The 25,688-nt window shown below is 40.6% G+C and carries 26 protein-coding genes and 2 pseudogenes; 24 read left to right on the top strand and 4 right to left on the bottom strand.

Annotation, left to right across the window (positions count from 1 at the left end):
- Nucleotides 1-228: 228 nt before the first annotated feature.
- Both J7I83_RS18010 and J7I83_RS12975 read left to right on the top strand, forming a co-directional pair.
- On the top strand, nt 229-351 hold the full coding sequence (locus J7I83_RS18010; RefSeq protein WP_285228700.1) for a hypothetical protein: 123 nt from the start codon (nt 229-231) through the stop codon (nt 349-351).
- A gap of 386 nt (nt 352-737) precedes the next feature.
- Nucleotides 738-1,220 carry a cupin domain-containing protein gene (locus J7I83_RS12975; RefSeq protein WP_215101389.1) on the top strand — a complete coding sequence of 161 codons (483 nt, stop codon included), beginning with the start codon at nt 738-740 and terminating at the stop codon, nt 1,218-1,220.
- Nucleotides 1,221-1,592: 372 nt separating this feature from the next.
- Here J7I83_RS12975 and J7I83_RS12980 read toward each other — a convergent pair whose 3' ends face one another.
- Nucleotides 1,593-1,883: an addiction module toxin RelE gene (locus J7I83_RS12980; protein WP_215101391.1), complete on the bottom strand. Its 291-nt coding sequence runs from the start codon at nt 1,881-1,883 to the stop codon at nt 1,593-1,595.
- A gap of 3 nt (nt 1,884-1,886) precedes the next feature.
- Nucleotides 1,887-2,207 (bottom strand): hypothetical protein, encoded by a 321-nt coding sequence (locus J7I83_RS12985; RefSeq protein WP_215101393.1) that lies wholly within the window; start codon nt 2,205-2,207, stop codon nt 1,887-1,889.
- 154 nt (nt 2,208-2,361) lie between these two features.
- Between J7I83_RS12985 and J7I83_RS12990 the strand changes: the two are divergent.
- From J7I83_RS12990 to J7I83_RS13020, 8 genes and pseudogenes are all read left to right on the top strand, one after another.
- Nucleotides 2,362-3,246 (top strand): annotated as a pseudogene (locus tag J7I83_RS12990) (cytochrome d ubiquinol oxidase subunit II); the annotation flags it as partial.
- A 14-nt stretch (nt 3,247-3,260) separates the two neighbouring features.
- Nucleotides 3,261-3,365, top strand: a complete 105-nt coding sequence (gene cydS / locus J7I83_RS18215; protein ID WP_483313459.1) for a cytochrome bd oxidase small subunit CydS family protein — start codon at nt 3,261-3,263, stop codon at nt 3,363-3,365.
- A gap of 104 nt (nt 3,366-3,469) precedes the next feature.
- Nucleotides 3,470-4,873: an MBL fold metallo-hydrolase gene (locus J7I83_RS12995; protein WP_215101395.1), complete on the top strand. Its 1,404-nt coding sequence runs from the start codon at nt 3,470-3,472 to the stop codon at nt 4,871-4,873.
- A gap of 51 nt (nt 4,874-4,924) precedes the next feature.
- The gene (locus J7I83_RS13000) at nt 4,925-6,118 is read left to right on the top strand and encodes an NAD(P)/FAD-dependent oxidoreductase (RefSeq protein WP_215101397.1); all 1,194 of its coding nucleotides are present in this window, start codon (nt 4,925-4,927) and stop codon (nt 6,116-6,118) included.
- A 21-nt stretch (nt 6,119-6,139) separates the two neighbouring features.
- Nucleotides 6,140-6,706 (top strand): hypothetical protein, encoded by a 567-nt coding sequence (locus J7I83_RS13005; RefSeq protein ID WP_215101399.1) that lies wholly within the window; start codon nt 6,140-6,142, stop codon nt 6,704-6,706.
- A 125-nt stretch (nt 6,707-6,831) separates the two neighbouring features.
- Nucleotides 6,832-7,866, top strand: a complete 1,035-nt coding sequence (locus tag J7I83_RS13010; protein WP_215101401.1) for a PAS domain-containing sensor histidine kinase — start codon at nt 6,832-6,834, stop codon at nt 7,864-7,866.
- Complete coding sequence (locus J7I83_RS13015; RefSeq protein ID WP_215101404.1) at nt 7,863-8,504, top strand: response regulator transcription factor; 642 nt, start codon at nt 7,863-7,865, stop codon at nt 8,502-8,504. Before J7I83_RS13010 ends, J7I83_RS13015 begins: the two co-directional genes overlap by 4 nt.
- Before the next feature lie 98 nt (nt 8,505-8,602).
- Nucleotides 8,603-9,256, top strand: a complete 654-nt coding sequence (locus tag J7I83_RS13020) for a peroxiredoxin (protein ID WP_483313461.1) — start codon at nt 8,603-8,605, stop codon at nt 9,254-9,256.
- 533 nt (nt 9,257-9,789) lie between these two features.
- Here J7I83_RS13020 and J7I83_RS13025 read toward each other — a convergent pair.
- Nucleotides 9,790-9,978 carry a hypothetical protein gene (locus J7I83_RS13025; protein WP_215101408.1) on the bottom strand — a complete coding sequence of 63 codons (189 nt, stop codon included), beginning with the start codon at nt 9,976-9,978 and terminating at the stop codon, nt 9,790-9,792.
- 369 nt (nt 9,979-10,347) lie between these two features.
- Between J7I83_RS13025 and J7I83_RS13030 the strand changes: the two genes are divergently transcribed.
- From J7I83_RS13030 to J7I83_RS13050, 5 genes are all read left to right on the top strand, one after another.
- On the top strand, nt 10,348-10,662 hold the full coding sequence (locus tag J7I83_RS13030; protein ID WP_215101410.1) for a cupin domain-containing protein: 315 nt from the start codon (nt 10,348-10,350) through the stop codon (nt 10,660-10,662).
- 687 nt (nt 10,663-11,349) lie between these two features.
- Nucleotides 11,350-11,670 carry a hypothetical protein gene (locus J7I83_RS13035; RefSeq protein ID WP_215101412.1) on the top strand — a complete coding sequence of 107 codons (321 nt, stop codon included), beginning with the start codon at nt 11,350-11,352 and terminating at the stop codon, nt 11,668-11,670.
- Nucleotides 11,671-11,783: 113 nt separating this feature from the next.
- Nucleotides 11,784-12,878: a CobW family GTP-binding protein gene (locus J7I83_RS13040; RefSeq protein ID WP_215101414.1), complete on the top strand. Its 1,095-nt coding sequence runs from the start codon at nt 11,784-11,786 to the stop codon at nt 12,876-12,878.
- A complete protein-coding gene (locus tag J7I83_RS13045; RefSeq protein WP_215101416.1) occupies nt 12,875-13,975 on the top strand; it encodes an NAD(P)/FAD-dependent oxidoreductase in 1,101 nt (366 codons plus the stop codon). The genes J7I83_RS13040 and J7I83_RS13045 overlap by 4 nt, the downstream gene beginning before the upstream one ends.
- A gap of 10 nt (nt 13,976-13,985) precedes the next feature.
- A complete protein-coding gene (locus J7I83_RS13050) occupies nt 13,986-15,605 on the top strand; it encodes a nucleoside recognition domain-containing protein (RefSeq protein WP_215101418.1) in 1,620 nt (539 codons plus the stop codon).
- Nucleotides 15,606-15,738: 133 nt separating this feature from the next.
- Here J7I83_RS13050 and dcd read toward each other — a convergent pair whose 3' ends face one another.
- On the bottom strand, nt 15,739-16,272 hold the full coding sequence (dcd, locus tag J7I83_RS13055) for a dCTP deaminase (protein ID WP_215101420.1): 534 nt from the start codon (nt 16,270-16,272) through the stop codon (nt 15,739-15,741).
- Between the two features lie 171 nt (nt 16,273-16,443).
- On the opposite strand from dcd, the gene J7I83_RS13060 reads away from it, so the two are divergent.
- The 9 genes and pseudogenes from J7I83_RS13060 (at nt 16,444) to nikB (ending at nt 25,681) form a co-directional block, all read left to right on the top strand.
- A complete protein-coding gene (locus tag J7I83_RS13060) occupies nt 16,444-16,713 on the top strand; it encodes an MBL fold metallo-hydrolase (protein WP_215101422.1) in 270 nt (89 codons plus the stop codon).
- The gene (locus tag J7I83_RS13065) at nt 16,683-17,225 is read left to right on the top strand and encodes an MBL fold metallo-hydrolase (RefSeq protein WP_215101424.1); all 543 of its coding nucleotides are present in this window, start codon (nt 16,683-16,685) and stop codon (nt 17,223-17,225) included. The genes J7I83_RS13060 and J7I83_RS13065 overlap by 31 nt, the downstream gene beginning before the upstream one ends.
- 163 nt (nt 17,226-17,388) lie before the next feature.
- Nucleotides 17,389-18,198, top strand: a complete 810-nt coding sequence (gene folE2 / locus J7I83_RS13070) for a GTP cyclohydrolase FolE2 (protein WP_353048279.1) — start codon at nt 17,389-17,391, stop codon at nt 18,196-18,198.
- Between the two features lie 52 nt (nt 18,199-18,250).
- A pseudogene (locus tag J7I83_RS13075) lies at nt 18,251-18,892 on the top strand (GTP-binding protein); the annotation flags it as partial.
- Between the two features lie 1,139 nt (nt 18,893-20,031).
- The gene (locus J7I83_RS13080; protein ID WP_215101428.1) at nt 20,032-20,823 is read left to right on the top strand and encodes a nicotianamine synthase family protein; all 792 of its coding nucleotides are present in this window, start codon (nt 20,032-20,034) and stop codon (nt 20,821-20,823) included.
- A gap of 5 nt (nt 20,824-20,828) precedes the next feature.
- Nucleotides 20,829-22,172, top strand: coding sequence for an opine metallophore biosynthesis dehydrogenase (locus J7I83_RS13085; RefSeq protein ID WP_215101430.1), 1,344 nt, complete (start codon nt 20,829-20,831; stop codon nt 22,170-22,172).
- Entirely contained in the window at nt 22,169-23,038 is an 870-nt protein-coding gene (locus J7I83_RS13090; protein WP_215101432.1) for a DMT family transporter, read from the top strand. Before J7I83_RS13085 ends, J7I83_RS13090 begins: the two co-directional genes overlap by 4 nt.
- Nucleotides 23,039-23,164: 126 nt before the next feature.
- Entirely contained in the window at nt 23,165-24,736 is a 1,572-nt protein-coding gene (gene nikA, locus J7I83_RS13095) for a nickel ABC transporter substrate-binding protein (RefSeq protein WP_215101434.1), read from the top strand.
- Nucleotides 24,737-25,681 carry a nickel ABC transporter permease gene (gene nikB / locus J7I83_RS13100; RefSeq protein WP_251047638.1) on the top strand — a complete coding sequence of 315 codons (945 nt, stop codon included), beginning with the start codon at nt 24,737-24,739 and terminating at the stop codon, nt 25,679-25,681.
- The last annotated feature ends 7 nt before the right edge of the window (nt 25,682-25,688 follow it).

Raw genomic sequence — 25,688 nt, forward strand, 5'->3', positions numbered from 1 at the left:
TTTCTCTTTTTTAAAGTGATAAGGTAGCGCGTTAATAAAATAGAGGGGAAGAAATATGTCCGATTAGAACTGCATCTTTTCCTGAAAAGTTCGTAAAAGTGTACTTTTACGAACGCTTTTTTATTCGATTTAGGCTAATGGAGAGGAATTAATAAAAATGTATGGATTTGTATAGGAAAGGGTAAGCATAAGTGAAACTAGATTTTAGTATTGACTGGAGGAATTTCTATGACTTACGAATTGCCTCTTAATAAAGTTCCTGAAATTCTTGAATTGCTTTGGTTTAAAAATAATTCTTTGATAAAAACCGAATTATTCCTAGAAACTATGAGGGGGACAAAAAGATGTTGAACTTCTAGAAATAGATATTGGCCTGACTATTCAAGAAATCAACGATTTACAGGACATCTTAGTTCATTCTGCTAATTGAATTCTTGGGAATACAAGCTTATGCAGCATTACCGATATGTGATTAAAATGAAAATCGGGTATTTGGTGCATCTTCAGAAACAATTTATGCCGAAGGGTTTCAATACAACAAGCGAAATGAATACAAGAAAGCCGTTGTCGCCAGTTCACAACATTTAGGATATGGTTTTTAATTTTTATTCACCTGTATAAATTATTTGGGTATTGTGTCGCTCCCTGGGAAGCGAAAGCTCTAAACTGCTAAAGAACAGGGAATTTAGGAGTGACATTTTTATGGGAAACTATGGGGAGAATGAAAGGAGAACAATATGAGAACTGATAAAGGATTTAAAGTAAATGCAGGTGATGCCAGATTTGGAGAACACTTCAAAATGAAAGGTGTTACACTGAATAAATTAGACATCAAAATCTCCGGGGCTGACACTGAAAATGATTTAGCGGTGTTTGAGCAAACCGGGCTTACTCCAAACGGAGGACCGCCTTTGCACATTCATCCTTTTCAAGACGAATGGTTTTATGTAATTGAAGGAGAATATCTATTTCAAGTTGGTGATTACAAATATCAAATGAAATCGGGTGACACGATTTTCCTTCCAAGAAATGTGCAACATGCTTTTTTGCAGTTGACAGAAAAAGGAAAGATGTTAGTTTCTTATTTGCCAGCAGGAAAAATGGAATCATTTTTTAAGGAAACAGACAAGTGGACTTCTCCCCCGACAAAAGAAGAGATTACAAAAGTATTTGCAGACCATGATATGAAAGTTGTTGGAGCACCATTGAAAGCTGACTAACCAATGACTAAAATTAGTGCGAATCGTTTTATCGCTTTTGCAGTTCCTACTACTGTTCAATGCCAGACCAACAACATTTGAACAGCAACTTAAACTGCTACTATCCAAAAGTCTGATCAGCGGGGGGGTCTTGATATCCTGCGCCGCATCAACTATTATTGTGTCCTTCGCAATAATCCACCCTCACAGATTTGGACAAAAAAATATAAATTTATATAATTTGAGTTAACATATCGTCCCTTATCAGAAGTTGTAGTCATCAAATTAGAGAATAACCTGGTTCAACAAAATAAGAGTCCGGCAAAGCAAGCACTTTAGAAGTGCCGACATGACGGACTCTTTTTAGTCGGAGAAACCTGTTCTTCATTTCAATTAGCTTAATCGCTCTTCAGCCAGTTTATAAATCTTTTCTTTATCGCGTTTCCCAGTGGCTACAATCTGAATCACTTGGATGGTCCCCTCGGCTTCTCTGAAAATAATCCGCAGGCCCATCTTCTTGTTTTTCAGCTTGTTGCATTGCGACAAATTACCATGAAGGGATTGACCGGCTTCCATACCTCTTAACTTGATCCGGTCCAGCGCTTTATTGACGAAAATATTTTGGCTACCATCAAGCTGTTCATAATCTTCCTTTGAGTACTGTGTCCATTCAAGCAGATACAACGGTTATTCCCACCCGTCTCCTTCATCAATGACAGGGGATTCAGTAGCAATTGAACCGCGCACATCCACATCTGAGAAAGTAGAGACATTTTCTGTCCGGAGCCGTTTTTCAGCCATCAAATCAGCGAGCTGATCGTACAGTTCTTCTATTTCTTTGTTTAAGGACTCGTATTGTTTTTGGGTAAGCATCACACCGGCGACCTTTTCACGGTTGAAGACATACACGCCAGCAGCTTCTTGATCGGCCTTCTGAAAAGCTTCCATCGGTGACCGTTTGACATTCGAAATTGAAGTTGTGGGGATATCCAGTATTCTCATCGCCATTTCCATCCACTCCTTTAGGTTATATCCATTATATACTTTTTAAAAGACTTTTAAAAGACTTTTAATTCATCTATTAAAACTAGATGCACTAAGTCCGTAAAACCTTTGATAATCGTTCGCAAAAGCGTACTTTTACGAACGGTTTTATTTCCAGCAACGTTACCTGTCACCGGTATGGGAAGTGACGAACGTCTTTTTCGTCTTCTTCTTCGTCGGTATCATCGGGTTCTTCCCACAGACAGCATTCTATTACGGCACCACCTTGCTTGTGCCGGCAAGCATCGCGTTGATCCTGCTGTCGATCCGCGGCTCTTATTACGCGTTCGCGACGTACGGCACAAAAATCAACCACCGCGGCTATATTTTTATGTACGGCTTGTCCGGGCTCCTGCTGCCGGCATCGTTATCGCCGGTGCTGGCAATGTCAGAAGGCGGCTTTATCAAAATGGACGGCGAATCTCCTTACCTCGATTACCTGGCGCTGTTCACCAGCCCGTTGACTTGGAGTATCGTTGTGCTGAGCTTGGCCGCAGTGCTTTACATCTCGGCGGTATTCCTGACTTGGTACGCGAGCAAAGCCGGCGACGCGAAAGCGACGCATTTGATGCGCAAATACGCATTGGTGTGGGCGGGCCCGACGATCATCACTGCAACCGGGATCATCTATGAACTGCGCAGCCACAATACGGAACATTACGAGCGCCTGCTCGATCTATGGTGGGTTTTCGGTTTGTCGTTCCTGCTGTTTCTCGGAACGGTCTACCTGCTTTGGAAACGCCATCATTACGGCTGGGCGTTCATCTTGCTGGCCGGCCAGTTCTTCACCACCTTTTTCGCTTACGGCGTTTCCCATTACCCGTATCTGCTTTATCCGTACTTGACGATCTACGACAGTTTCACCAATGAAGCGATGGCCATTTCGCTGATCATTGCATTCATCGCAGGGCTCGGCCTCTTGCTGCCTTCGCTGTACCTGTTGTTCCGATTGTTCTTGTTCGATAAAGATTACGTCAAAGGGGAATCGGACTATCACGTATAAAGGAGGAAGCAGAGATGCAGGATTTTCTAATATTTTATGCGCCATTTCTGGTGTTCATCCTCGCGATTGGAGTCGCTTTTTGGAGTGCGTTTATTGATTCACCTACGTCCAGAAAATAGATAGTGGATCCCCCCTATAGTACAATGGGCAATTTACCGTTACCTTTAAACAGAAGTATTAAAATTCAAATAATAAAAAAATTAAAGAATGGGGAGAACATACTATGTTATTAAAATATTTTTATGATTCGAATCTAGCTCAAGCTTCATACATGGTGGGCTGCCAACAGTCCAACGAAGCAGTCATTATCGATCCTGCGAGGGACATTGCTCCATACGTGGAGGCTGCAAAGAAAGAAGGCATGAAAATCATTGGTTCATTTGAAACTCATATCCATGCTGACTTTGTGACGGGTTCCAGAGAACTCGCTTCACAGGAAGGCGCTAAAATGTATCTCTCAGATGAAGGTTCGGCTGATTGGAAATACGAAAATTTAGAGCATATACCGCATCAACTGGTAAAAGATGGGGATCAAATCAAAGTGGGTAATTTAACTTTTACCGTACTGCATACTCCTGGGCATACCCCGGAAAGCATCTCTTTCACATTAATTGACGGCGGCATCCCAGCGGAAGAGCCAATGGGCATCTTCACGGGTGATTTTGTTTTTGTTGGAGACGTGGGCCGACCTGATTTGTTGGAAAAAGCCGCGAAAATGGAAGGTACCTCAGCGGAAGGTGCGAAACAAATGTTTGAGTCCTTAAAAAAATTCAAGCAACTTCCGGATTATTTGCAATTATGGCCAGGGCACGGTGCAGGAAGTGCGTGCGGCAAAGCATTGGGTGCCGTCCCATCCTCAACAATCGGCTATGAAAAAAAATACAACTGGGCATTGCAATTTGAGGATGAGAATGAATTTTCCAAAGAGTTGTTGGATGGCCAGCCAGAACCTCCAACTTACTTTGCAGTAATGAAGCATGTGAATAAAGTAGGGCCAACACTTGTAAAAGAATTGGAGCCAGTTAAGGAAGTAAAGTCTTTGTCAGAAATAGAACGTCTTGTTGAAAAAGGGGTACAGGTCATTGATACTCGTTCAGCTACTCAGTTTTCTGAAAAGTATATTCCGGGTACTGTTAATATTCCTCTTAATTCTTCTTTCACTAATTGGGCTGGCTGGCTCGTGGATTATAAGCGTCCGCTTAGCATAATCACTGCCTCCACGGATATTGAGGGAGTGGAAAAAGCTCTGCACTCAGTTGGCATCGATCAATTATCTTCTTGTATGAATGCGCAATTGATTGAAGAATCCGAAGGAGATTTTGGTTCGTACCCATCAATTAAACCCATGGAAGCTAAACAATTATTTGACAATAATAAAGTGAATATTATTGACGTACGTAATTCCAGTGAATGGAATGAAGGCCATATTGAAGGAGCTCACCACATCTTGCTAGGTACTTTAAAAGAACATTTGGACGATATACCAACAGATAAACCAGTTTTGGTACAGTGTGGATCTGGTGTTAGATCCACAATCGGTGTCAGTGTACTGAAAAGCAACGGGTTTGATGAAGTTCTGAACTTAACAGGTGGTTATAGTCAATGGAGAAACGAAATCGAGAAGTAATCCATTGTCGATCTGTAGCTTTTACTAAATTGAAAAGATGGAGGGATTAGATTGAATACAAGTAAAGAAGTTGTCATTGTAGGTGGAGGATCCGGAGGCATCTCAGTAGCAGCTAGACTTTTGCGAATGTCTCCGAACCTGAAAAATCACATCACCATTATTGACCCAGCAAAATTCCATTATTACCAGCCTTTGTGGACATTAGTAGGAGCCGGAGTTGCTGACAAAGAGGTTACCGAGCGCACGATGGCTTCTGTCATTCCAGCAGGAGCAAAATGGCTCCAGGAGAAGGTTGTGAAGTTCTTACCAGAAGAAAACGCCGTTGAACTTGGCAATAATGAGAAGATTTCTTACGATTTCCTCGTAGTCGCTGGCGGCATTGAAATCAATTGGGACGGTGTCAAAGGTTTAAAGGATAACATCGGCAAGAACGGAGTTTGCAGCAACTACTCTTATGAACATGTAGATTACACGTGGGAAATGATTCGCACATTCAAAGGCGGAAACGCAGTCTTTACCCATCCGGCCACACCGGTAAAATGCGGTGGCGCTCCCCAAAAAATCATGTATCTGGCTGAAGATTCATTTAATCGTACAGGTGTAAGAGATAAAACCAACGTGATTTTTGGTTCTGCGAACCCAGCGATTTTCGATGTTCAAAAATACCGTGAGGCATTGGAAAAAGTGGTTGAAAGAAAGAAAATCGATACGCGATTCCGCACAAGCTTGATCGAGATTCGAGGAAAAGAAAAAGAGGCGGTATTCGAAAACTTGGATACGCATAAAAAAGAAGTGATTGCCTATGAGATGCTTCATGTAACGCCACCGATGCACTCACCTGCATTTATCCGGGAAAGCCCACTTGCGGATGCAGCAGGCTGGGTTGACGTCCATAAATATACATTGCAGCATAATCATTATGAGAACGTTTTCGGATTGGGCGATAGCAGCAACCTGCCTACTTCAAAAACGGGCGCAGCTATTCGGAAGCAAGCCCCTGTTGTGGCGAGTAATTTACTTGCGGTTATGCAGCAACAACCCCTTTCGGCCATTTATAACGGCTATAGTTCATGTCCACTAGTAACGGGCTACAATAAACTGATTCTTGCGGAGTTTGATTACGATAAACAACCGGATGAATCTATGCCATTCAATCAGGCGATCGAGCGGAGAAGCATGTATATCATGAAAAAAGATTTGCTGCCGGTTATGTATTGGGACGGCATGTTAAAAGGGACGATGTAACAGAAGAAAGGAGATTTGTTTATGACAAATTCAAACGAACAAGTAGAATCCGTTGATTCCTTGTCTTCAGCCTTGGCTGATCCGGAAGTAAAGCAATCCATCACCAATTTATTGAACCGGCTACCTGAGCTTGAAAAAGGAATCGGGTCGCTTGAAAACGTTGTTGATTTTGGTCAATCATTATTAGATGACAAACCTTTCATTGATGACATGGAAAACAAACTGGCTATTCACCAACTTGATATGGAAACCTTAAGTTCGTTGTTAATTCTGTTGGAAAAGTTACCGATACTTATTGCATCTATCAATAAGATTGAAGAGTCATTAGCCTTTGTAACAGCTATTAGCCAAGATGCTGCTTCAGTGGACTATCTAACGCATCAAGTAAATGTATATACAGAACCGGTCATAGCAGAAGGCAGAAAAGGAATGGCTTTCATTTCTACCGTTAAAATGAAGGCAGAAAAAGACAAAAAAAGGTATTCAATTTTCTCGGTTTTTAGATGGCTAAAAGATCCAGCTGTCCAAAAAGGATTTCGCTATATCAATGCTATCTTAGTAACACTAAATGAAAAAAAACCTAAGTAGGTATGATTTATTTAGTCCTCCAGTAAGGAAGATTTGGCAATTAGCTGATAAAATAATGGGCAAGACCGATTCTTTTAAGGGTCGGTCTTTCTTTAATTAGCATAAGCAAGGAGCTGTGAAGAATTATGAATGAAAAATTTAATGACAATAAATACTCTCATCAGATTTTTCAACATATTCAGGATGGCATTATTGTTATGAATGATGAGCGCTTTATCGTTCTGATGAATCCGGCTGCGGAAAATTTAACCGGGTGGAAACAGAATGCAAAAGTACCCTACTGCACTTTTTGTGAACATCGAAAGGTGTCGGATGGAGAAAATAAGTGCTACTTGATTCAAAATGATGAAGTTCCCTATTTTTTATCCGAAATGCCCACTTATCATGGGAATCAAATTAAAGTAGAAATGAGCACTGCTTTGATGTTCAATGATGAGCGTTCTGGGAAGAAAGAATATCTTTTAGTCTTGCGAGATCAAAAATTAAAAGAAAAAGAAGAAGAAGCTCGGATTGCAAAACTGATTTTGAAACAAGTAATCGATGCTCAAGAAAACGAACATAAACGGCTTGCACAAGAATTGCATGACGGCATTGGACAATCTTTGTATACGATTTCTTTAGCTCTGCAATCAATTGAGTCTAGGGTAGAAGATACAAAGCTATTGGATTACATGAACGATGTCCGAACAGAGCTTGACCATGCCATGAACGATATCAAATCCTATTCTCAACGTCTAAGACCCCAAAGCCTGGATCGTTTAGGCTTAGTGGCAAGTGTTCAAAGTCTGGCTACTTCCTTTCATACGGTACACCCTACTCTAAAAATAAATTTGGAAATAAATCAAGTGAACCGTTTGCCCTCATTAGTTGAAATCAATGTATACCGCATCATTCAAGAAGCTTTGCACAATGCCATAAAATATTCCCTCGCAAATTCTTTATGGATTAGAATGGAAGTCGAAAATGAATACTTTTTATTGTCTGTAGAAGATAATGGAGTTGGATTCGATACAGGAAATCTGACAAATGAAGGGCTTGGACTGCGTCATATGGAAGAACGAATTGAGCAATTGGACGGAGAATTCTTTTTGAGGAGCCAATTAAATAGAGGCACGCGCATTTATGTGAAAATTCCATTGAAGGATGGGGTGCAACAATGATTAGAGTTTTAGTAGTGGACGATCATATTTTGATAAGAAAAGGACTGGTCCTTTTACTGGAATCCTATTCTGACATCTCCATCATTGGAGAGGCCAGCGAGGGAGAGGAAGCCATTAGACAAGCTCTAAAAGAAGAACCGGATGTTATTTTAATGGATATCTCTATGCCGAATGGGATTGATGGCATTGTGGCTACGCAGGAGATACTAAAAAATTCGAAAGGTATCAAAATCATTTTGCTTTCTATGCATGATGAGGAAGGATATGTTCAGGAAGCTATCGAAATTGAGGCAGACGGATATATATTGAAAAATAGCCAAGGGGGCGAATTACATCATGCGATTCAGCAAGTGCACAAAGGCGAAAAATATTATAAAGTCGGGCTTCCCCCTGAGCAAATTAAGCGGCTTTTTGAAAATAGAGGCAAAAAGCAAGCTTCGGTTCTAACATTAAGAGAGCAGGAAGTACTTCGGTTGGTGGTCTACGGCTACACAAATAAACAAGTTTCGGAAAAACTATCCATCAGCCCAAAGACGGTTGAAAACCACAAAGCTAATATTATGGCAAAGCTCGAATTGAAGCAAAAATCAGAGTTGATTCAATACGCTATTGCCAATCATTATATTGATCCGCAATAGGAAGGATTAGGATAGGGGGAATCCCCCATATAAATAAACTCTGTTAAATGTAATAATTATCATGTAATAATAATTATAAGGAGTTGGATGAAATGGAAATGAAAAACCAAGAAGTCGAAACAACATCTATCCCGCGTATCGGGGAACCCGCACCGAGCTTCGAGATCGAAACAACACATGGTGTAATAAATAGCGAATCGTATAAAGGAAAATGGTTCATTCTATTTTCTCATCCATCAGATTTTACACCGGTTTGCACGACTGAGTTTATCGGATTTCAACGCATATTCCCAGAGCTTCAGGAGCTGAATACTGAATTGATTGGGTTGAGTATTGATAGTGTCCACTCTCACATTGCCTGGGTAAGAAATATTGAAGAAAAATTCCAGGTGAAAATTGAATTTCCAATTATCGCAGATCTTAACAAAGAAGTGGCAATTAAATATGGAATGCTGATGGCTGGGAATCAAAGCACAGAAGCATCAAGAGCAGTGTTTGTTGTCGATGACAAACAAGTGATTCGCGCCATCATTTACTACCCACTGAGTACGGGGAGAAACATGGATGAAATTTTACGGTTAGTAAGAGCGCTTCAAACTGCTGATGAACATGCAGTGGCAACACCTGCTGATTGGATGCCAGGAGAAAAAGTAATCGTTAAGCCGCCAAGAACGCAGCAGGAAGCTGACGAACGTGCAAACAGCAACGAGTATGAATACGTTGATTGGTATTTCAGCAAGAAAAATCTTTAATAGAGAGTGATTCGATTCTCTGTGAAAATGGTTACTATTTTAATGCGTATAAATCAAACCCTAAACGAAGCACTTTTTATGAGTGTCTTCTGTTTAGGGTTATTTTTATGAGGAATTCTATTTTACAACGATAGGTTCAATTCAAAGATAATGAAATGAAAAGCCCCTGAAATTTGCTTAGTATAAAAACTGAATTCACATCTTAGAGGGACAGAAAGTTCAATCAGGTTCCTTGGAAAGCGCCAAATTACAATACCCCATTTAAGGTATTCATGAATTATTTAGACCACTTGTCTTGAGTTGACAATTTACATATCAAAAGACCCCTTTTTTGAAATAGCTTTCGTAATGGAGCTCTTCAAAGAATAAAGACGTCTATTCAAAACCCTTTACAGGTGATGAATAGACGTCTTGGTATTCGATAGTAACGTACATACCGATTGTTGTTTAATGAAAACTGCAACGAGCAGAACCAAAAGTCCAATAATGAAAATTTAACTATTCTCATAAAAAAGTGAAGTGGGCTTGTTCATTTATTGCCGTTTCTTTATTTCCGGTGTTTCAACCGGTTTAGAAGAAAGTAATTGTGCTTCTTGTTTTTCTTTTAGTTTTAAATGTGCTTCTGTATACCGGGGGATAATTGAACCGCTGCCTAATCCTTCATTGATCATTCGGTCTATTGCATTAGAACGGTCAAGAGCTGATTGGTATGGGTCTTTCATTTTACTCCCTCCTCATTATTATTTGTGAATTCATTTGGAATTCTATAGCTATTCCTAAAATCGTTTATCCTGCTCTATTTATGCGGAATAAATTATTCTTACCAACCGGAGAAAATAAGATATTCACCTGATAAATATTACCCTTTTTTAGAGGAAAAGAAGGACCTCTTTAATTTATCATATCAAATTATTATAATATTCTGAAATATATGATGCTATTACTTTGTATACTTCTATCTCAGCTATGAAACGCGATATGATAGTTCAAATGTTTCGTAATTTCTTTGGAAGTGACAGCATGATTGGATAGGGATAAAGATAGAAGTAGGTAGACGCACTAAAAATATGAAGAAGAATGGAGCATAAACTATGGCGATAAAAAAACTGCAGGACCTACAAACATACGATGAAAAAAAGATGACAAAACAAATTGTTTTCGAAGAACAAAAAAGCCAGACCATCGTGTATAACTTTCTCCCAGGGCAAGTATTGCCCAAGCATGAGCATCCTCATAAAAATGCTTATGTGTTTGTAATTGAAGGGGAAGGAATATGTTCTCTGGATGGCATCGATTCCGCTATTCAAAGGGGGAATATCATACACTGTAATTCTCATCAAACAATCAGTATAAAAAATACAGGTGCTACATCGATGACGGTATATGTCGTACTTGCAGAAGAATAGACCAACCGTTTTTTAAAATCATAAGTCCAAGAAAAAAGCTATAGGAAATGGCCCGCTATGACGATTGGGGGTAGTCCAACCGAGGAGTAGTCGGTTGGACTTTTTTTCATTTTTAATTTAAGTCGATTTTATTTCGTGTGAATATAACTTAGAAGAAGACAATATGTATTCAACCTATTGATATCCATAGTTTACTGGAAAAGTGATTCTTTAGGCTTAAGAAGCAATCGAATTCCATTCGAATCGCTGATTCTAACGGTTCTGCAAGAAAGATTTAAACGAAAGATTAGTTAACATATGAGGGATTATCGGAAGAGAGGAAGCTCTGGCTTGAGCTTCTTTTTTTGTCTGTGAAAGTGTACTTTTACGAACGGTTTTAATAGAACCAAGAATATAAATTGAATGATACTTTTTTGTTGTGCAATCTAGTGTAATAAACAGAACTCATTTTGTGTGAGGAAACGTCTGCTGATTTCAAAATACATATATCAACATCACATACGGAAGCCGGTTGTATTCTGAACAAAAATAAGCTGCCACTGTCCAATTGATTATTGAACAGTGGCAGCTTACAAAATTTATTTTAGTTGCAGTTAGCGAAATAGAAAAAACATGTGTTATGTGCTCATCAGTAGTCTACATCACCGTAACTAATTCAACGGGACCGTGGTCGTCACAGTGTCCGTCATGAACATGGTGCAGACGGCCATTCACCAAGTAATCCATGTGGTCACCATGTGGAACGAGCTCATGGCCGCAGTCGCTGTCGTGTTTACATCCACAATTCATAGGTGCGCAAACATCCGGGTTCGTGTCGGAAACAGAAATCTTGCATTCATCCCAGTGGCCTTCATGTTTGTGATGAAGATGGCCATTGTGTACATAATCGATATGATCCTCATGCTTTATTTTCGTGTGGCCGCACGACAGATTATGTTGATGGGAATGGTGCTCATGGATATTGTGTTCGGTGCTCATAAGAAAACCTCCTTGATTTTTTGTTGTTGATAATACTATTTCCTTTTTAGCTCTCTATTAAACGCCATAATTAATGAAGTGATTCTTATAATCAAAAGCACAAAATCGATTGAGGTAAGAAAAACCTTTCTAATAGTTACTTAATGATTGACGGACGAAAGGAATTCACTTATCATACAAAACGTAATGATTACTATTTGAGTGTAAATCCGAAACTTCTTGGTTCTAAGAATCGGGTAATTACATATTTGAAAGCGGTGATTCACTTGGCGGAAAACATCAATTTATATATCCTGAGCGGATTTTTAGGCAGTGGAAAATCCACCCTATTAAAAGGTCTCGTAGAGAAGGAAAAACTGGCAGGAAAAAAAGTGGCCGTATTGATGAATGAACTTGGAGAGTTTTCGGTGGATTCGGAAATTATCGGTTCAGATCTGACCATTTTGGAAATATTGGATGGCTGCATCTGCTGCACGATGAAGGATGAACTGGAAGTGCAATTGTTGGAGCTTTACAGGAAAGAACAGCCGGATGTAATTTTTATAGAAGCAACCGGAGTCGCGCATCCAGTGGATATATTGGATGCCTGCCTGTCGCCAATCCTTGCGCCGTATATGATTGTACAGCCAATCCTCACGGTGGTGGATTCAAAAAGGTGGATGCACCGAGGGGAATTGAGCCCTCCAATCCAGAAGTTAATGGAAGAGCAAGTCAAGTATGCGGATCATATCCTCTTGAATAAAGCAGATACAGTTTCTCCGCAGGACATGGATTCCTTGCAGTTAGCCATCAAAGAACTCAACCCGACTGCGCAGCAATCGATTACGCTGTATGCGAAGACAGAGTTAATTGCCGTGGAACGTACCAGGCAGACAGCAGGAGTGCAGCACCGTGAGGCGATGCATGTTGCGAAAAATTTACGGATCCAGTCTTTAACTTATACATTCTGGAAAGAAATTGACCGGTCCGATTTTGAAGAATGGGTGGAAAAAGTATCAGCAAATTTATTTCGATTGAAAGGTTTTTTGCGATTCACTGGAGAAAATCCCACTTTTTTAATCCAGATGGCATATGGCAAACCATTCACGTTAGCTCTGCCAATTAATTTGCCGATGAATCTGGTCATTATTGGAGAGAATATAGACAAGGAACAGTTAAAAAAAGAATTGGAAGAATTGGAAAATGACGACAAAACTAAAGTTGCAAATCCAACAGTATTGAAGGAGGCTAAAAAATGATTACAATTATTGGCGCAGGCCCAGCTGGAATTGGCATGGGTGTTCTGCTCAGGCAAAGCGGTGTGGAGGATTTTGTAATCATCGAAAAAGACACAGTCGGATCGACTTTTTTTCAATGGCCAAAAGAAACGAAATTGATTACGCCTTCCTTTACCGCTCACGGATTCGGGCAATTGGATTTGAATGCAATTTTGCCAGACACTTCACCTGCGTACACATTTGGAAAAGAACACTTATCAGGAGAAGAATACGGGGATTATTTGGATTTGATTGCGGGCCATTATGATTTGCCGGTTCGTGAACACACAATGGTCCACCATATTGAAAAAAGAGGAGAGCGATATTGGATACAGACGGATGAAGAGGGTGATGGCCACTTGTCCGATTCCATTATTGTGGCTTGCGGCGAGTTCCAGTTTCCGAAACGTCCTTTCTCTGCCGGGCTGCATTATAGGGATGTGGTTTCGTGGGGAGAATTGGAAGGACCCAGAATGGTCATCGGAGGCGGGGAAAGTTCGGCGGATGCCGCCTTCCATCTGGCATCCAAAGGCGAACAGGTCGATGTCTATTATTCTGCAGATTCCTGGTTTGATACCGCCGTGGATCCGAGCCGAACGTTATCGCCTTTTACGAGAGAGCGCATAAGTTCTCCAGCCATTGCCGGGAAAATTACGCAGCATTCACAGAAAAAGGCGGTATCGGTGGAACAAGATGCCGATTTGCTGGGCTATACCGTAACTTTCGAGGATGGGACGAGTATCACAACAGAAAATGAACCGATCATCTGTACAGGATTCAGCCATGGGGCAAAGCAATTCGGAGAATTATTCGAGTGGAATGAAGAAGGCTTGCCGTTATTGACCGACAAAGACGAATCCACGATCGCCCCTTCAGTGTTCCTAATCGGTCCGAGCGTTCGCCAAGCCAAGACTATATTTTGTTTCATTTACAAGTTCCGCCAGCGTTTCGCCATTGTAGCGGAAGAACTGTTCGATCGCCATCAACTGGCGCATAATCCAGCGGTCTTTAACTCGTATAAAGCAGCTTCCATGTATTTGAGTGATTTATCCTGCTGTGAGAATGAGTGCGCGTGCTAGGAGAATTTGGATGAAAATTGTATTAGTAGGACTGGAGTCTTCCGGAAAGACCACGTTGCTCCATCGCTTATCCCCGGAAAAATACCCTTTCCAGGGATCGAATGTCAGAGGCGCCACTTCACGGATAGGTGAAGTGAAAGAGCGGCACCATCAGTACATCGATACACCGGGAGTTCGTTTGGGGAGTGAACTGGTCACAAGCAAGTATACGAAAAAAACGGCAGCGGCAGCGGATCAGCTGTGGCTGGTGGTTCGGGGGACACATTTTTTAGAAGAGTTGACGGCGCTCGAAAGCCTGTTTCCTGTTAAAGAAGTTTCGACAGTAATCATTGTTACATTTCAGGATAAAATGGATGACGGTTCCAAAGAGGTATTAATTCGCTTTAAAGAGAGCAGGGGCTTTCCACTTTGTCTCATTGATACCCGTTCGTATCATCCTGGCATTTTGGAACAATTGAGCGACAGTGCGCGCCATTGGACTGATGAGGAATTTAAAGAAATTCAGCGGTTGCCGGTGAAAAAAGCGCCGAAACCGAAAGCGCTGTTCAGCCATCCTTTCTGGGGTCCTTGTCTCGCTCTTGCAGTTTTAATGAGCGTTTACGCGCTGCCAATATTTATTGCCTACCAGGTTTCGGGAAAAGCGGAAGCTTTTGTCGATCAATATGTGTTGGCCGATTTGGAGAGTTGGGGTTCAGGCTTGCCGGAATATCTTTACATTCTGGCATTAGGGGATTATGGACTGATTTCGCTTGGCATCTACTCTTTTGTATGGGCTTTTCCTGTAGTGCTGTTATTTTCGATGACCGTAGCAATCACGGAAGAAAGCGGTTTAAAAGACTTGATCACAGATGGACTGGATTCGGCCATGCGCAGATTCGGATTAACAGGACAGGATCTCGTACCGATCATCAGCGGCTTCGGCTGCAATGTGGTGGCAATGGAAGCGACCCGCAGCTGTAATGTCTGTTCGAGGAAGAACTGCATCTCCGTCATTTCGTTCGGTTCGGCCTGCAGCTACCAAATGGGTGCCACACTGTCGGTTTTTGGCGCTTCCGGCAATATCGGGTTGATCGCGCCGTATATCGCAGCATTGATGGCGGTGTCTTTGATTCATGTGAAGATCTGGAACCGCTCAATTGCCATCCCCAAACTCCAACAGCATCAATCTTTCCTGCAAAGGCCTTCGCTGAAGACGATAAGCTATCGGACCAAACCGGTCATCCGCCAATTCCTGTTTCAAGCAATGCCGATATTCTTGCTTATTTGCCTGATAGCTTCCGGGATGGAAATGATAGGAGGCATGGCGGCGTTAAGTATGATTGCGGCACCATTTCTCGCTTTGTTCAGCTTGCCTGAGCAAGTTGCACCAGCTTTCATCGCAAGTATTTTCCGCAAGGACGGAATCTTGCTGTTGAATGGAGGATCAGGAAGCCTGCTGGAATACATTACAACGAGCCAGTTGTTTTTGGCGGTATTTTTCTGCAGTACTTTTACCGCCTGCCTTGTGACCTTGATAAAAATAGCAAAGGAACTATCGGTAAAGGATGCTCTCGCCATCGCCGGCAAACAAATGGCCACAAGCAGCGCCAGCGTTGCCGCCTTCGCATTGATTTTTTATTTTGTTTTCTAGCATCATCTTTTTCAAAAAATTATGGACCTTTTAAAAAGGCTGTCAAATTTAATTTGACAGCCATGCCGTTTCTGAAGATTTTCTTTATTCTTCAAAAACTAACGAAAGAAAGCGCTCTGTTTGCGATGACGATTCAAATAATTTCTTCGTCCAAATGTATTTTGCTTTGAAATGCCCGGTTCTGGCCAACATATTTGCCGCTATAGGCTGGTCCTTCCTGATCCAATTCAGCAAGTACGATTTGGCAAATTCTTCTTCCGGCAATCAACTCAATCGGCACTTGGTTGGCATTATAAAGTTCGAGTGTGATATTCCCTTCAAACCCGGGGTCGACCCATCCCGCATTTTGGATGAACAGCCCGAGCCTGCCGATGGAACTTCTGCCTTCAACGAAAGCCGTGACGTTTTTAGGAAGCTTGATCCATTCGAGAGTCGTGCCAAGGATAAATCCATAGGGCGGAATCAGTATTCTTTCTGTGAAAACTTCTTTATAGGTAGCTGCTTTTTCAAGCGAGAGATGGGTAACAGATGATTCGTCCAGGCTCAAAAAATGATTGCCTAAACGAAGATCCACTGAAGCCGGTTGATATTGAGCATCGGTAATAGGTGTAATTTCAAGCTCATGATCCTGCATTTTCTTCTTTATCGATTGATTGGATAGAATCATCCATCAAAACCTCCTAAGTTTTTATAGTAATAATATGCACTATAAATAGTAATAATTACGATTTATAGTGCATCTACAATCTATCACTTTGTGCAAGTTCAAACAAGGACAGCTAGAGAATAACTATTAAAAGTGCTTTGCAGCGCCACGACATAGAAAAGGGGCAGACAGATGAAGACGAGTAGCAATTTTCATTTTCAAGTTGGTGAATTTAAACTTATCGCCTTATCAGACGGAGCATTTCCAGTATCCAAAGACTTCTTTTTTGCAAATACGCCACAGGACATGATTGAGCATATTCCAGACCAATTCCATGCACCGCTGAACTTTTTGCTTATTGATACAGGAAAACAAAAAATACTGATTGATGCAGGCTTTGGTGAAGAGCATTTGCCGACAGGGGGGGGCATTTGCTGCGTCAGCTTCAACAAGAGGGGATAAAAGCAGAAGATATTCAAACCATCATCATTACGCATGGACACCTTGACCATATCGGCGGATTAAGCCGAAGGGGCAACCCGGTCTTTTCCAACGCTGAACACTTGATTACGGCTGAGGAGTGGAATTACTGGTCAGAGCGTCCGGAAACTATGGAATCGAGGACCTTGGCTCCACTAAAAGACCACATCACCTTTGTTCAATCTGGTTGCCATATTTGTCCGGGCATCTCTGTTAATCATACTCCAGGCCATACTGAAGGCCATCTCACGGTTTCTATTGAATCACAAGGCACGCGCTTGTTGGCCGCTTCCGACCCGGTCACTCTTTCACATCCTGCCTCCTATATAGCTGCCGAGCTGGACCTCGAGAAAGGCATGGAGACTCGCCAGTCCTTTTTGCAGCAAGCCTATACGCAATCAGTACAGATTTTTGCATGCCATTATCCATTTCCAGGACTCGGAGGAGTGAAGAAATCCGAAGGCCAATGGTCATGGGTGACATTGGATAATTAGAAAAGAAGGTTCAGCAGGGAAGCGGCGATGCAAATGCGTGTCCTCTGCATAAACTTTAGTGAAAGGACTGAAAAAAATGAAATTCCCCAGTAAGGCTGAACGGCTGGTTTTATTTGGATCCAAACCACCTGGTCCCAGAAATAAACCAGTGGAAAAAGAAAAGATGAAAGATTTGCAGAATCAACCGGGAAAGTATTTGTTTCCGATCCAGGCAGTTGGAGTCAGTAATGTTAAGTATCCAATCGGAATTTCTTTCAGCCTAGCTCCTGCGAAGCAGCAGACTTTGGCTACATTCAGCCTCACCGCGAGTCTGCAGAGCTCCATGAAAGGAACCAATATGAGCCGCTTCATCGAGCAGCTGGAAGAAACAAGAGTTGCAGGCGAGCTGACAGCCGATTTTGAATCGCTGACAGAATTGAGCCGAAAGCTTGCCTGGCGGTTGAAGCAGCAAGAAGTTTGCGTACGAGTCGAGTTCCCCTTATTGTTCGCAAGAAAAGGCCCGTCTACGCATTCGGAAGGCTTAAATCATGCGCAAGCCACTATGGAAGTAAATACGTTGGAATCTTCTTCACGAAAAAAAGCGATTCTCACCTGTGCTGTCACCACACTGTGCCCGTGTTCGAAGGAAATAAGCGAGTACAGTGCGCATAACCAGCGAGGCTATATCACAATGGAAATCGAGTTCAACGAACGCTATACAGAAGGGCAGGACTGGAAAGCGGACCTGCTCGAAGCAGCAGAAACGAATGCGAGCGCCCTTATCCACCCAGTGCTAAAGCGACCGGATGAAAAAATGGTGACGGAAAAGGCCTACGAAAATCCGCGGTTCGTCGAGGATATGGTGCGCTTGGTGGCAGCTGACCTTTATGAAATCGACTATATCGATCGTTTTCGTGTGGAGTGCCGAAACGAAGAATCCATCCATCTCCATGATGCCTATGCTGAATTGACAGTCGACAAAAAGGATCGATGAAATATGGGAAACTAGATCAATAAAAAATGTCCGGCAATGCTTAACATCACATCTGACAGGAGGCAAATCAAATGGGAAAATACCGGTAACAGTTTTAAGCGGCTATTTGGGAGCAGGAAAAACAACTGTCCTGAATCATATTCTTCATAACCAGGATGGCTTGAAGGTAGCGGTCATAGTCAACGACATGAGCGAAGTGAATATTGATGCACAAACCATCAAACAAGGGGGTGGGTTAAAAAGGACAGAAGAAAAACTGGTGGAACTGTCAAATGGCTGCATTTGCTGCACGTTCCGTGAAGATTTGCTGATTAAAGTTGAAAAGCTGGCAACAGAAGGAAATATCGATTACATCGTCATCGAATCCACCGGCATCAGCGAGCCTGTACCAGTCGCGCAAACTTTTTCTTACATAGATGAAGAACTCGGCATCGACCTAACACGCTTTTGCCAACTGGACACGATGGTCACAGTCGTCGATGCCAATCGATTCTGGCATGACTTCAGGTCAGGAGATAGCCTGCTCGATCGAAAAGAGGCGCTGGGCGAGGAAGATGACCGGGAAATTGCTGACTTATTATTGGACCAAATCGAGTTCTGTGATGTATTGATCGTCAATAAAAGCGATCTTGTGGAGGAAGCGGAGTTAGTCTATTTAGAAAAGGTCCTGCGCAAGCTTCAGCAAAGAACACGCTGACTATTAAGTTGACTAGGAGTTATCTATAAAAAACTTTTTAGTCTATAAATAAAAGAGCTATGATGTTATTCGTTGAACTAAACCCAAAATGAGGAGGGCACTTTTTTAAAGTGTCTACTATTTTGGGTTCAGTTCAATATTGCGTCTTTCTTTCTTTTTCGTTTGTCTAAGTGTACTTTTAAGAACACTTTTAATAGAACCAAGAATATAAATTGAATGATACTTTTTTGTTGTGCAATCTAATGTAATAGACAGAACTCATTTTGTGTGAGGAAACGTCAGCTGATTTCAAAACGCATATATCAGCATCACATACAGAAGCCGGTTGTATTTTGAACAAAAATAAGTTGCCGTTGTCCAATTGATTATGGAACAATAGCAACTTAAATAATTTTTTAAGTTACAGTTTGCGAAATAGTGAAAAAATTGTTATGTGCTCATCAGTAGTCTATTGTACCGTAACTAATTCAACAGGGCCATGGTCGTCGCAATGACCGTCGTGTAAATGATGCAGGTGTCCATTCACCAAATAATCCATATGATCACCATGTGGAACGAGCTCATGGCCGCAGTCGCTGTCATGTTTGCATCCGCAATTCATAGGTGCACAAACATCTGGATTCTTATCAGTAACGGGAATTTTGCATTCATCCCAGTGGTCTTCATGTTCGTGGTGAAGATGGCCGTTATGCACATAATCGATGTGGTCCCCGTGCTTTATTTTGGTGTGGCCACATAACAGATTATGTTGATGGGAATGGTGCTCATAAAGTAATTTCCTTTGTATTTTTTTGTTATTGTTACAATTTCCTTTTCACAATGTTTTCAAACAAAAGGATCGTGCAAACTCTTTTTAAATAATTATTTATATGAAAATGGGAACAAATAAATAAGAAGAAAATAATTACTGAAAGAACTCTTTTAATTTATTAGAAGGGCTTTTTCTATATGTTAGAAAGTACTTTATTAAAGATCGTAAAACGTTTAGTAGCAGTATTTCACCAGATTCCATTGTTAATCTCAGTATTTCAGATGTGCTCTGCATTTATGCAATAAAATCTCTAATAAATTGACGGTTGAGAAAGTTAATGATAATGTTCAAAGCGTAATCATTACTATTTGGAGGAGAGGGCTATTTGTCTGATAAATATGAGTTTTTATATTCAATTAAGATGTTAGGGTTTGAAATGAACGAGCTTTCAACTCATGTAGAAGAAAGTACATATTGTTACGAACTCCTCACAAAAAAGCTTGATGATCTTTCGAGATTTGTTGTCAGTGAAGATAATAATAAACAGTGGCAGCTGTGGGAAGGAGACACAGAAATCATGAAGTATTCAGAGAAGCTTCGAGATGCCTCATCGAATGCGATATGTACGATTGAAAAATATCATTCACTTTGTGCGTTAAGTAATAAAACAGACTTATCGGAGTATATGTCTACATTATGTGATTCTGTCAATGGACAATTGGAAGCTTTTGAATTCAATAAAGAATCAAAGATTATTTTTATCGGGTCAGGTGCATTTCCTATTTCTGCTTTAACGATTGCCAGACAAACCGATGCTGAAATAATGTGTCTTGATATAGATTTGGAAGCTGTTGAGACAGGCAAAAACATGGCAGAGCTTAGTGGGCTTGAAAAAAGGGTTTCTTTTACCAATAAAACAGTAAGTGAGTTGTCTTTTATAACAGAGGCTACACATGTCGTGATTGCTTCTCTTGTGAAGAATAAACTTGAGGTTCTAGCAGATTTAAGTTCAGTAATATCTCAAGATACAAAAGTAATTATCAGATACGGAAATGGTCTGAAATCGTTGTTTAATTATCCTCTTTATCAAGATTTATCCGATGAGTGGAACTGTATAAATATTGAGCAAAGTGAGCACTTCTACGACACCGTCATATTGAAAAAAACTAGTGCTTAATGCAGATGAAAGGAAAAAAAGAAAATATGCCTGTTAATACATCTTTAAAAAAACCTTTTGGCAACACACTTCTAGTAGGTGCAGGACCCGCCGCAATTAATATTGCTGTTCATCTCTCTATGGGATGGTGCGATAAACTGGGTCTTGTCAATCGAGCAGGTACTCATACAAATCGATTGAAAGAAAGTTTTAAAAAGAATGGAACAGTGCTTAAAGCAAGAAATCATTCTCAACTAAACCAAGATCTAAGCGGTGAGGCAAAGCTTGACTTTTTTTATGGTAATTTTCAAGAAATAGATGATTTATGGGACACACTTATTATTTGCACCCCCAGTGACACGTATATCGAAGTAATCAAGAGTCTGTGCATTAGGAAGTTAAAGAGAATAAAAACAATAGTACTCATATCTCCTGGAATAGGGTCGAATTTCCTGATTGAGCGTTTCTTTAAGTTGGAACTAAGGGATATTGATATCATCAGTTTTTCAGCATATTATGCAGCTACAAAATATGAAGCAGATGAGCGTGACGATCTTACTGTCCTGACAAAAGCGTTTAAAAAACGGATATATCTTGCTTCATCAAAAGAAAAAAGTACTCATCTAAAAGTAGTAAGTGAATTTATTGAAAGCTTAGGCGTTCAATGCGGTATCGTCTCATCACCTATCGAAGCGGAAAGTAAAAATATAACAACATATGTTCATCCAGCGCTATTTTTAGATTCCTTTGCAATGGAACAGGTATTAAGGAAAGACCTATCTTTAAAATCCATGTACAAAATTTATCCTGAAGGTCCAATCACTCAGCATAAAATTCGTATCATGGTGCGGTTATGGAAAGAAATTTCCCATGTGGTGGAACATTTCGGAGCAAAACCCATCAATCTTTTGAAGTTTTTGAATGATGATAATTACCCGGTTCATGAAAAAACTCTTTCAAGGGAAGACATTGAGCAATTCCAGACCTTTAACGAAGAAAAACAAGCATTTTTGCTGTACATACGATATTCAGCGATACTCATTGATCCCTTTTCTTCTCCAGATGAAAAGGGGAGGTATTTTGAGTTTTCTGCTGTTCCATTTAAACCTATGTCAGCAGCCAAATGTGGCAGATGGGTAATTCCCAGAATTCCACTGGAGGATTATCAAAAATTAAAAGTACTTTATGAGCTGGCTCAACTGGTTAACATTCAAATGCCACAGGCCTTGCTCTTATTGCAGACATTTGAGAGGGAAGTTAGCAGATTCAGTTTAGAAAACAATATAAGTTTCTCCAATTATCCTCCGAGAACAAATGGTGAGGCTTTCAATTTAGACGATAGTTTAAAAGATAGCAGAGAAAGCCGATGAAAAATGGTGTCTACCTAGCGATTCTATCTTCTCTCATATTCAGCGTTATGAATGCACTCGTCAAAGCGGTGAGCATGAATATTCCAGCTGCAGAAATTATGTTTTTTAGAAGCATTATTGGAACATTCATTATTTATCTTATTATGAAACATAGTCGTGTCAGATTTTCTAAAGAAGGTGTACCAATGCTATTTGTAAGAGGGCTACTCGGTGCCTTATATTTATTAGCCTATTTTTATACCATTTCAAAAATTCCGCTTGTAGATGCCAGTATTTTGGCTCATTTATCCATTGTTTTTGTCATTATATTATCTTCTGTATTCTTAAAAGAAAAAATTTCAAAAAAAACATTATATATTTTTCCTATAGTAATACTTGGAGCCGTTTTATTGATAAAGCCATTCGATTATTCATCTTATTCGATCTATGCATTGGTGGGAGTTTTAAGTGCTCTTTTTGCGGCAGGGGCTGCTACTTCAATCCGCTATTTAAGTAAACGGCATCATTCTTATGAAATTGTCTTTTATTTTTTGGCTATGGGGACGATCATATCGATTCCACTTATGTGGAACAACTTTGTGATGCCAACTACGCTTGAATTTATTTATTTGGCTTGCATAGGTGTGGTTTCTTTGCTGGGGCAGATTTTTCTTACCAAAGCATTCACACATGAAAATATTGTGGTAGTGGAAGTTTCAAGATATATAGGAATTGTATTTAATGCATTTTGGGGTTTTTTGTTCTGGGCAGAGGTGCCAGATGGCTATACCTTAGTGGGCGGCATTTTAATCATTATGGCCTGTGTTTTACTTTCGAGGAAAACGAAAAAAGAGCCCATAGTGAATACGAAATCTGTAAATGCATAATTCAGTGCAATAGGTGAATCAGGCGGAAAATATTTATATTGACTAATAGACTGCAGAAAGTTACGATTTATCTTTCAAACAGTAATAATTACGATTTAAAAAACTTATTAAAGGATGGTTAATTAAATGAAAAAGAACAAATTCAGTTTAAAAAGTCTGCTTGCTATCTGTATTGGCTTATTTATTTTAGTGGCAGCGGGTTGCTCAGGTGAAACAAGCAACTCGGATACAGAACAAGAAAATGCAGGAAAAGAAGATAAAAAGGTAACTATGATTTTCAGTTTTAAGGCTGCGGACTTAGATCCGCATACAGGATTCACTCCTATACGTGCAGGTATAACAGAAACCTTGTTGAAGTTAGATGAAGATTCGAATATAAACGGCTGGCTTGCAGAAGAGTGGGAAACGGCTGACAACGTGACATGGGAGTTCAAAATCCGCGATGGCGTGACATTCCAAGATGGAGCGGAGCTTGATGCGGCCGGAGTTAAGGCGTCGCTTGAAAGAAGTATTGCTGTCAACCCGTCTCTTGAAGGATCATTGAACATCCAATCAATGGTGGCAGACGGGCAAAACCTTACCATTATAACTACAGATCCGTATCCTGCACTACCGTCAGAATTAGTTAACCCATATACTTCTATTATTAATACGGCTGCTGAAAAAGAAATGGGTGAAGAAGCTTTTCGTGATGCACCCGTGGGGACAGGGCCTTTTAAGGTGAAGAAATTTACTTCAAATCAGGAAGTTCAAGTAGTGAAGAGTGATGACTATTGGGACGGAGACGCTAATATAAAAGAGGCAACCATTAAGTTTAATGAAGATGCAAATGTCCGAGCTCTTGCTTTGCAGTCTAAAGAAGCAGATATTGTGTACAATCTTCCGGCAGAAGGCATAGAACCAATTGAGAAAGATCAAGAACTTACTGTTGAATCAGTACCAGGTCTTCGCTCACACTTTGTATTATTCAATCAGCAAAGCCCTAAGGTTTCAGATGTGAAAGTGAGAGAGGCCTTAAATGTGTTGCTTGATCGAAAGAGTATTGCCAACGATATTTTGCTGGGCCATGCGGTTCCGGCAAATGGACCATTCAATAGTAATCTCCCTTTTGGAATAAATGACGAAGTGAAAGACTTAGATATTGAAAAAGCAAAAGAATTGCTTGGCGAGGCAGGCTATGAAGAAAATGCCGAAGGAGTTATGGAGAAAGAAGGGAAACCACTTAAACTGGAAATCATCACATATCAAGCACGCCCAGAACTTCCATTGATTGCTCAATTGTTTCAATCAGATGCTGCAAAAGCAGGTGTTGAAATAGTAATCAAAAATGTTGAAAATGCCGATACACACCTAGTGGAAAATACAGATTGGGACATGGCCACATATAGCAATAATACTTCACCGCGTGGAGATGGGAGTTACTTTTTGAATACGGCGTTTACTGAAACGGGTGCGTTGAATGTTGGGAACATCAATAGCCCGGAATTAAGTGAAGTGATTAAAGAATTGAATGCCACAACTGAGCCTGAAAAAAGAACTCAATTAACGAAAGATGCGGCAGCAATTATTAATAAAGAAGTAACCCATAGCTATGCCGTTTATCCGAATATTATTGTTGGCATGCATGATCGAATTATTGATTGGACACCTACGGCTGAGGAGTACTATATTTTAACGCATAAAATGGATGTGAAATAATTGTTTTCGATTATTAGAAAGCGGCTCTTGCAATTAGTATTTGTCGTCTTTGTTTTATCTTTATTTACATTTGGCTTAATGAAACTTGCTCCCGGTGACCCAGTTATGAAAATTTTGAATGCTGATGAAATGATGGTAACAGAGGCTGATCAAACCAAACTCCGCAGTGAGCTTGGTTTTGATCAACCTATTTATGTTCAGTACGGTCAATGGATTCTCGGGGTGTTTCAATTGGATTTAGGTAAATCTTATATGACCGGTAAACCTGTAATTAATGAGATGGCAGAACGAATGCCGATTACAGCTCAGCTTACAGCAGGTGCACTTTTAGTGATGGTGAGCATATCCGTTCCTCTGGGTATCATTTCTGCTCGGTATCCTGGAAAGTGGCCGGATCAAATTAGCAGAATCCTTGCGCTTATAGGAGCATCAATTCCAAGCTTTTGGCTTGGATTGATGCTAATTTACTTTTTTTCCTTTAAATTGCAACTACTGCCAACGACAGGTATTGGGTCTTTTTCTCACATGATTTTACCATCATTTTCTTTAGGATTTTCATTGTCGGCTGTTTATGCAAGGCTTCTCAGAGCAGGACTCCTTGAAAGCTTATCAGAAGATTATATTCAAGCAGCCCGAGCAAGAGGTGTGAAAGAAGGGCGAATTCTTTGGTTTCATGCTTTTCGAGCGGCCTTGCTTCCGGTCATCACGGTTTTTGGGTTAAGCATAGGAAGCATGCTTGGTGGAGCTGTGGTGATTGAAATCCTATTCTCATGGCCAGGACTTGGAAGTATGGTAATTGATGCCATATTCAGCCGTGATTACCCTATCATTCAAGGGTATGTCCTATTGACTGGTGTTTTCGTGGTAGTTGTGAATTTACTTGTTGACCTTTCGTACTATTGGATTGACCCGCGAATTAAGCAAAAAGAGGAGGGAACTGCTTGAAGACAGC

This window comes from Planococcus sp. ISL-110 (assembly GCF_018613575.1).
Taxonomy (GTDB): Bacteria; Bacillota; Bacilli; order Bacillales_A; family Planococcaceae; genus Planococcus.

Bases quoted from the DNA above. Each gene is read 5' to 3' on its own strand.
- folE2 (WP_353048279.1), top strand. From the start codon at position 17,389: ATGAAAGATTTGCAGAATCAACCGGGAAAGTATTTGTTTCCGATCCAG.
- nikA (WP_215101434.1), top strand. From the start codon at position 23,165: ATGAAAAAGAACAAATTCAGTTTAAAAAGTCTGCTTGCTATCTGTATT.
- J7I83_RS13030 (WP_215101410.1), top strand. From the start codon at position 10,348: ATGGCGATAAAAAAACTGCAGGACCTACAAACATACGATGAAAAAAAG.
- J7I83_RS12975 (WP_215101389.1), top strand. From the start codon at position 738: ATGAGAACTGATAAAGGATTTAAAGTAAATGCAGGTGATGCCAGATTT.
- J7I83_RS13050 (WP_215101418.1), top strand. From the start codon at position 13,986: ATGAAAATTGTATTAGTAGGACTGGAGTCTTCCGGAAAGACCACGTTG.
- J7I83_RS13040 (WP_215101414.1), top strand. From the start codon at position 11,784: ATGATTGACGGACGAAAGGAATTCACTTATCATACAAAACGTAATGAT.
- J7I83_RS13020 (WP_483313461.1), top strand. From the start codon at position 8,603: ATGAAAAACCAAGAAGTCGAAACAACATCTATCCCGCGTATCGGGGAA.
- J7I83_RS12995 (WP_215101395.1), top strand. From the start codon at position 3,470: ATGTTATTAAAATATTTTTATGATTCGAATCTAGCTCAAGCTTCATAC.
- cydS (WP_483313459.1), top strand. From the start codon at position 3,261: ATGCAGGATTTTCTAATATTTTATGCGCCATTTCTGGTGTTCATCCTC.
- J7I83_RS13015 (WP_215101404.1), top strand. From the start codon at position 7,863: ATGATTAGAGTTTTAGTAGTGGACGATCATATTTTGATAAGAAAAGGA.
- J7I83_RS13045 (WP_215101416.1), top strand. From the start codon at position 12,875: ATGATTACAATTATTGGCGCAGGCCCAGCTGGAATTGGCATGGGTGTT.
- J7I83_RS13025 (WP_215101408.1), bottom strand. From the start codon at position 9,978: ATGAAAGACCCATACCAATCAGCTCTTGACCGTTCTAATGCAATAGAC.
- J7I83_RS12985 (WP_215101393.1), bottom strand. From the start codon at position 2,207: ATGGCGATGAGAATACTGGATATCCCCACAACTTCAATTTCGAATGTC.
- J7I83_RS18010 (WP_285228700.1), top strand. From the start codon at position 229: ATGACTTACGAATTGCCTCTTAATAAAGTTCCTGAAATTCTTGAATTG.
- J7I83_RS13005 (WP_215101399.1), top strand. From the start codon at position 6,140: ATGACAAATTCAAACGAACAAGTAGAATCCGTTGATTCCTTGTCTTCA.
- J7I83_RS13090 (WP_215101432.1), top strand. From the start codon at position 22,169: ATGAAAAATGGTGTCTACCTAGCGATTCTATCTTCTCTCATATTCAGC.
- dcd (WP_215101420.1), bottom strand. From the start codon at position 16,272: ATGATTCTATCCAATCAATCGATAAAGAAGAAAATGCAGGATCATGAG.
- J7I83_RS13085 (WP_215101430.1), top strand. From the start codon at position 20,829: ATGAAAGGAAAAAAAGAAAATATGCCTGTTAATACATCTTTAAAAAAA.
- J7I83_RS13035 (WP_215101412.1), top strand. From the start codon at position 11,350: ATGAACATGGTGCAGACGGCCATTCACCAAGTAATCCATGTGGTCACC.
- J7I83_RS13060 (WP_215101422.1), top strand. From the start codon at position 16,444: ATGAAGACGAGTAGCAATTTTCATTTTCAAGTTGGTGAATTTAAACTT.
- J7I83_RS13010 (WP_215101401.1), top strand. From the start codon at position 6,832: ATGAATGAAAAATTTAATGACAATAAATACTCTCATCAGATTTTTCAA.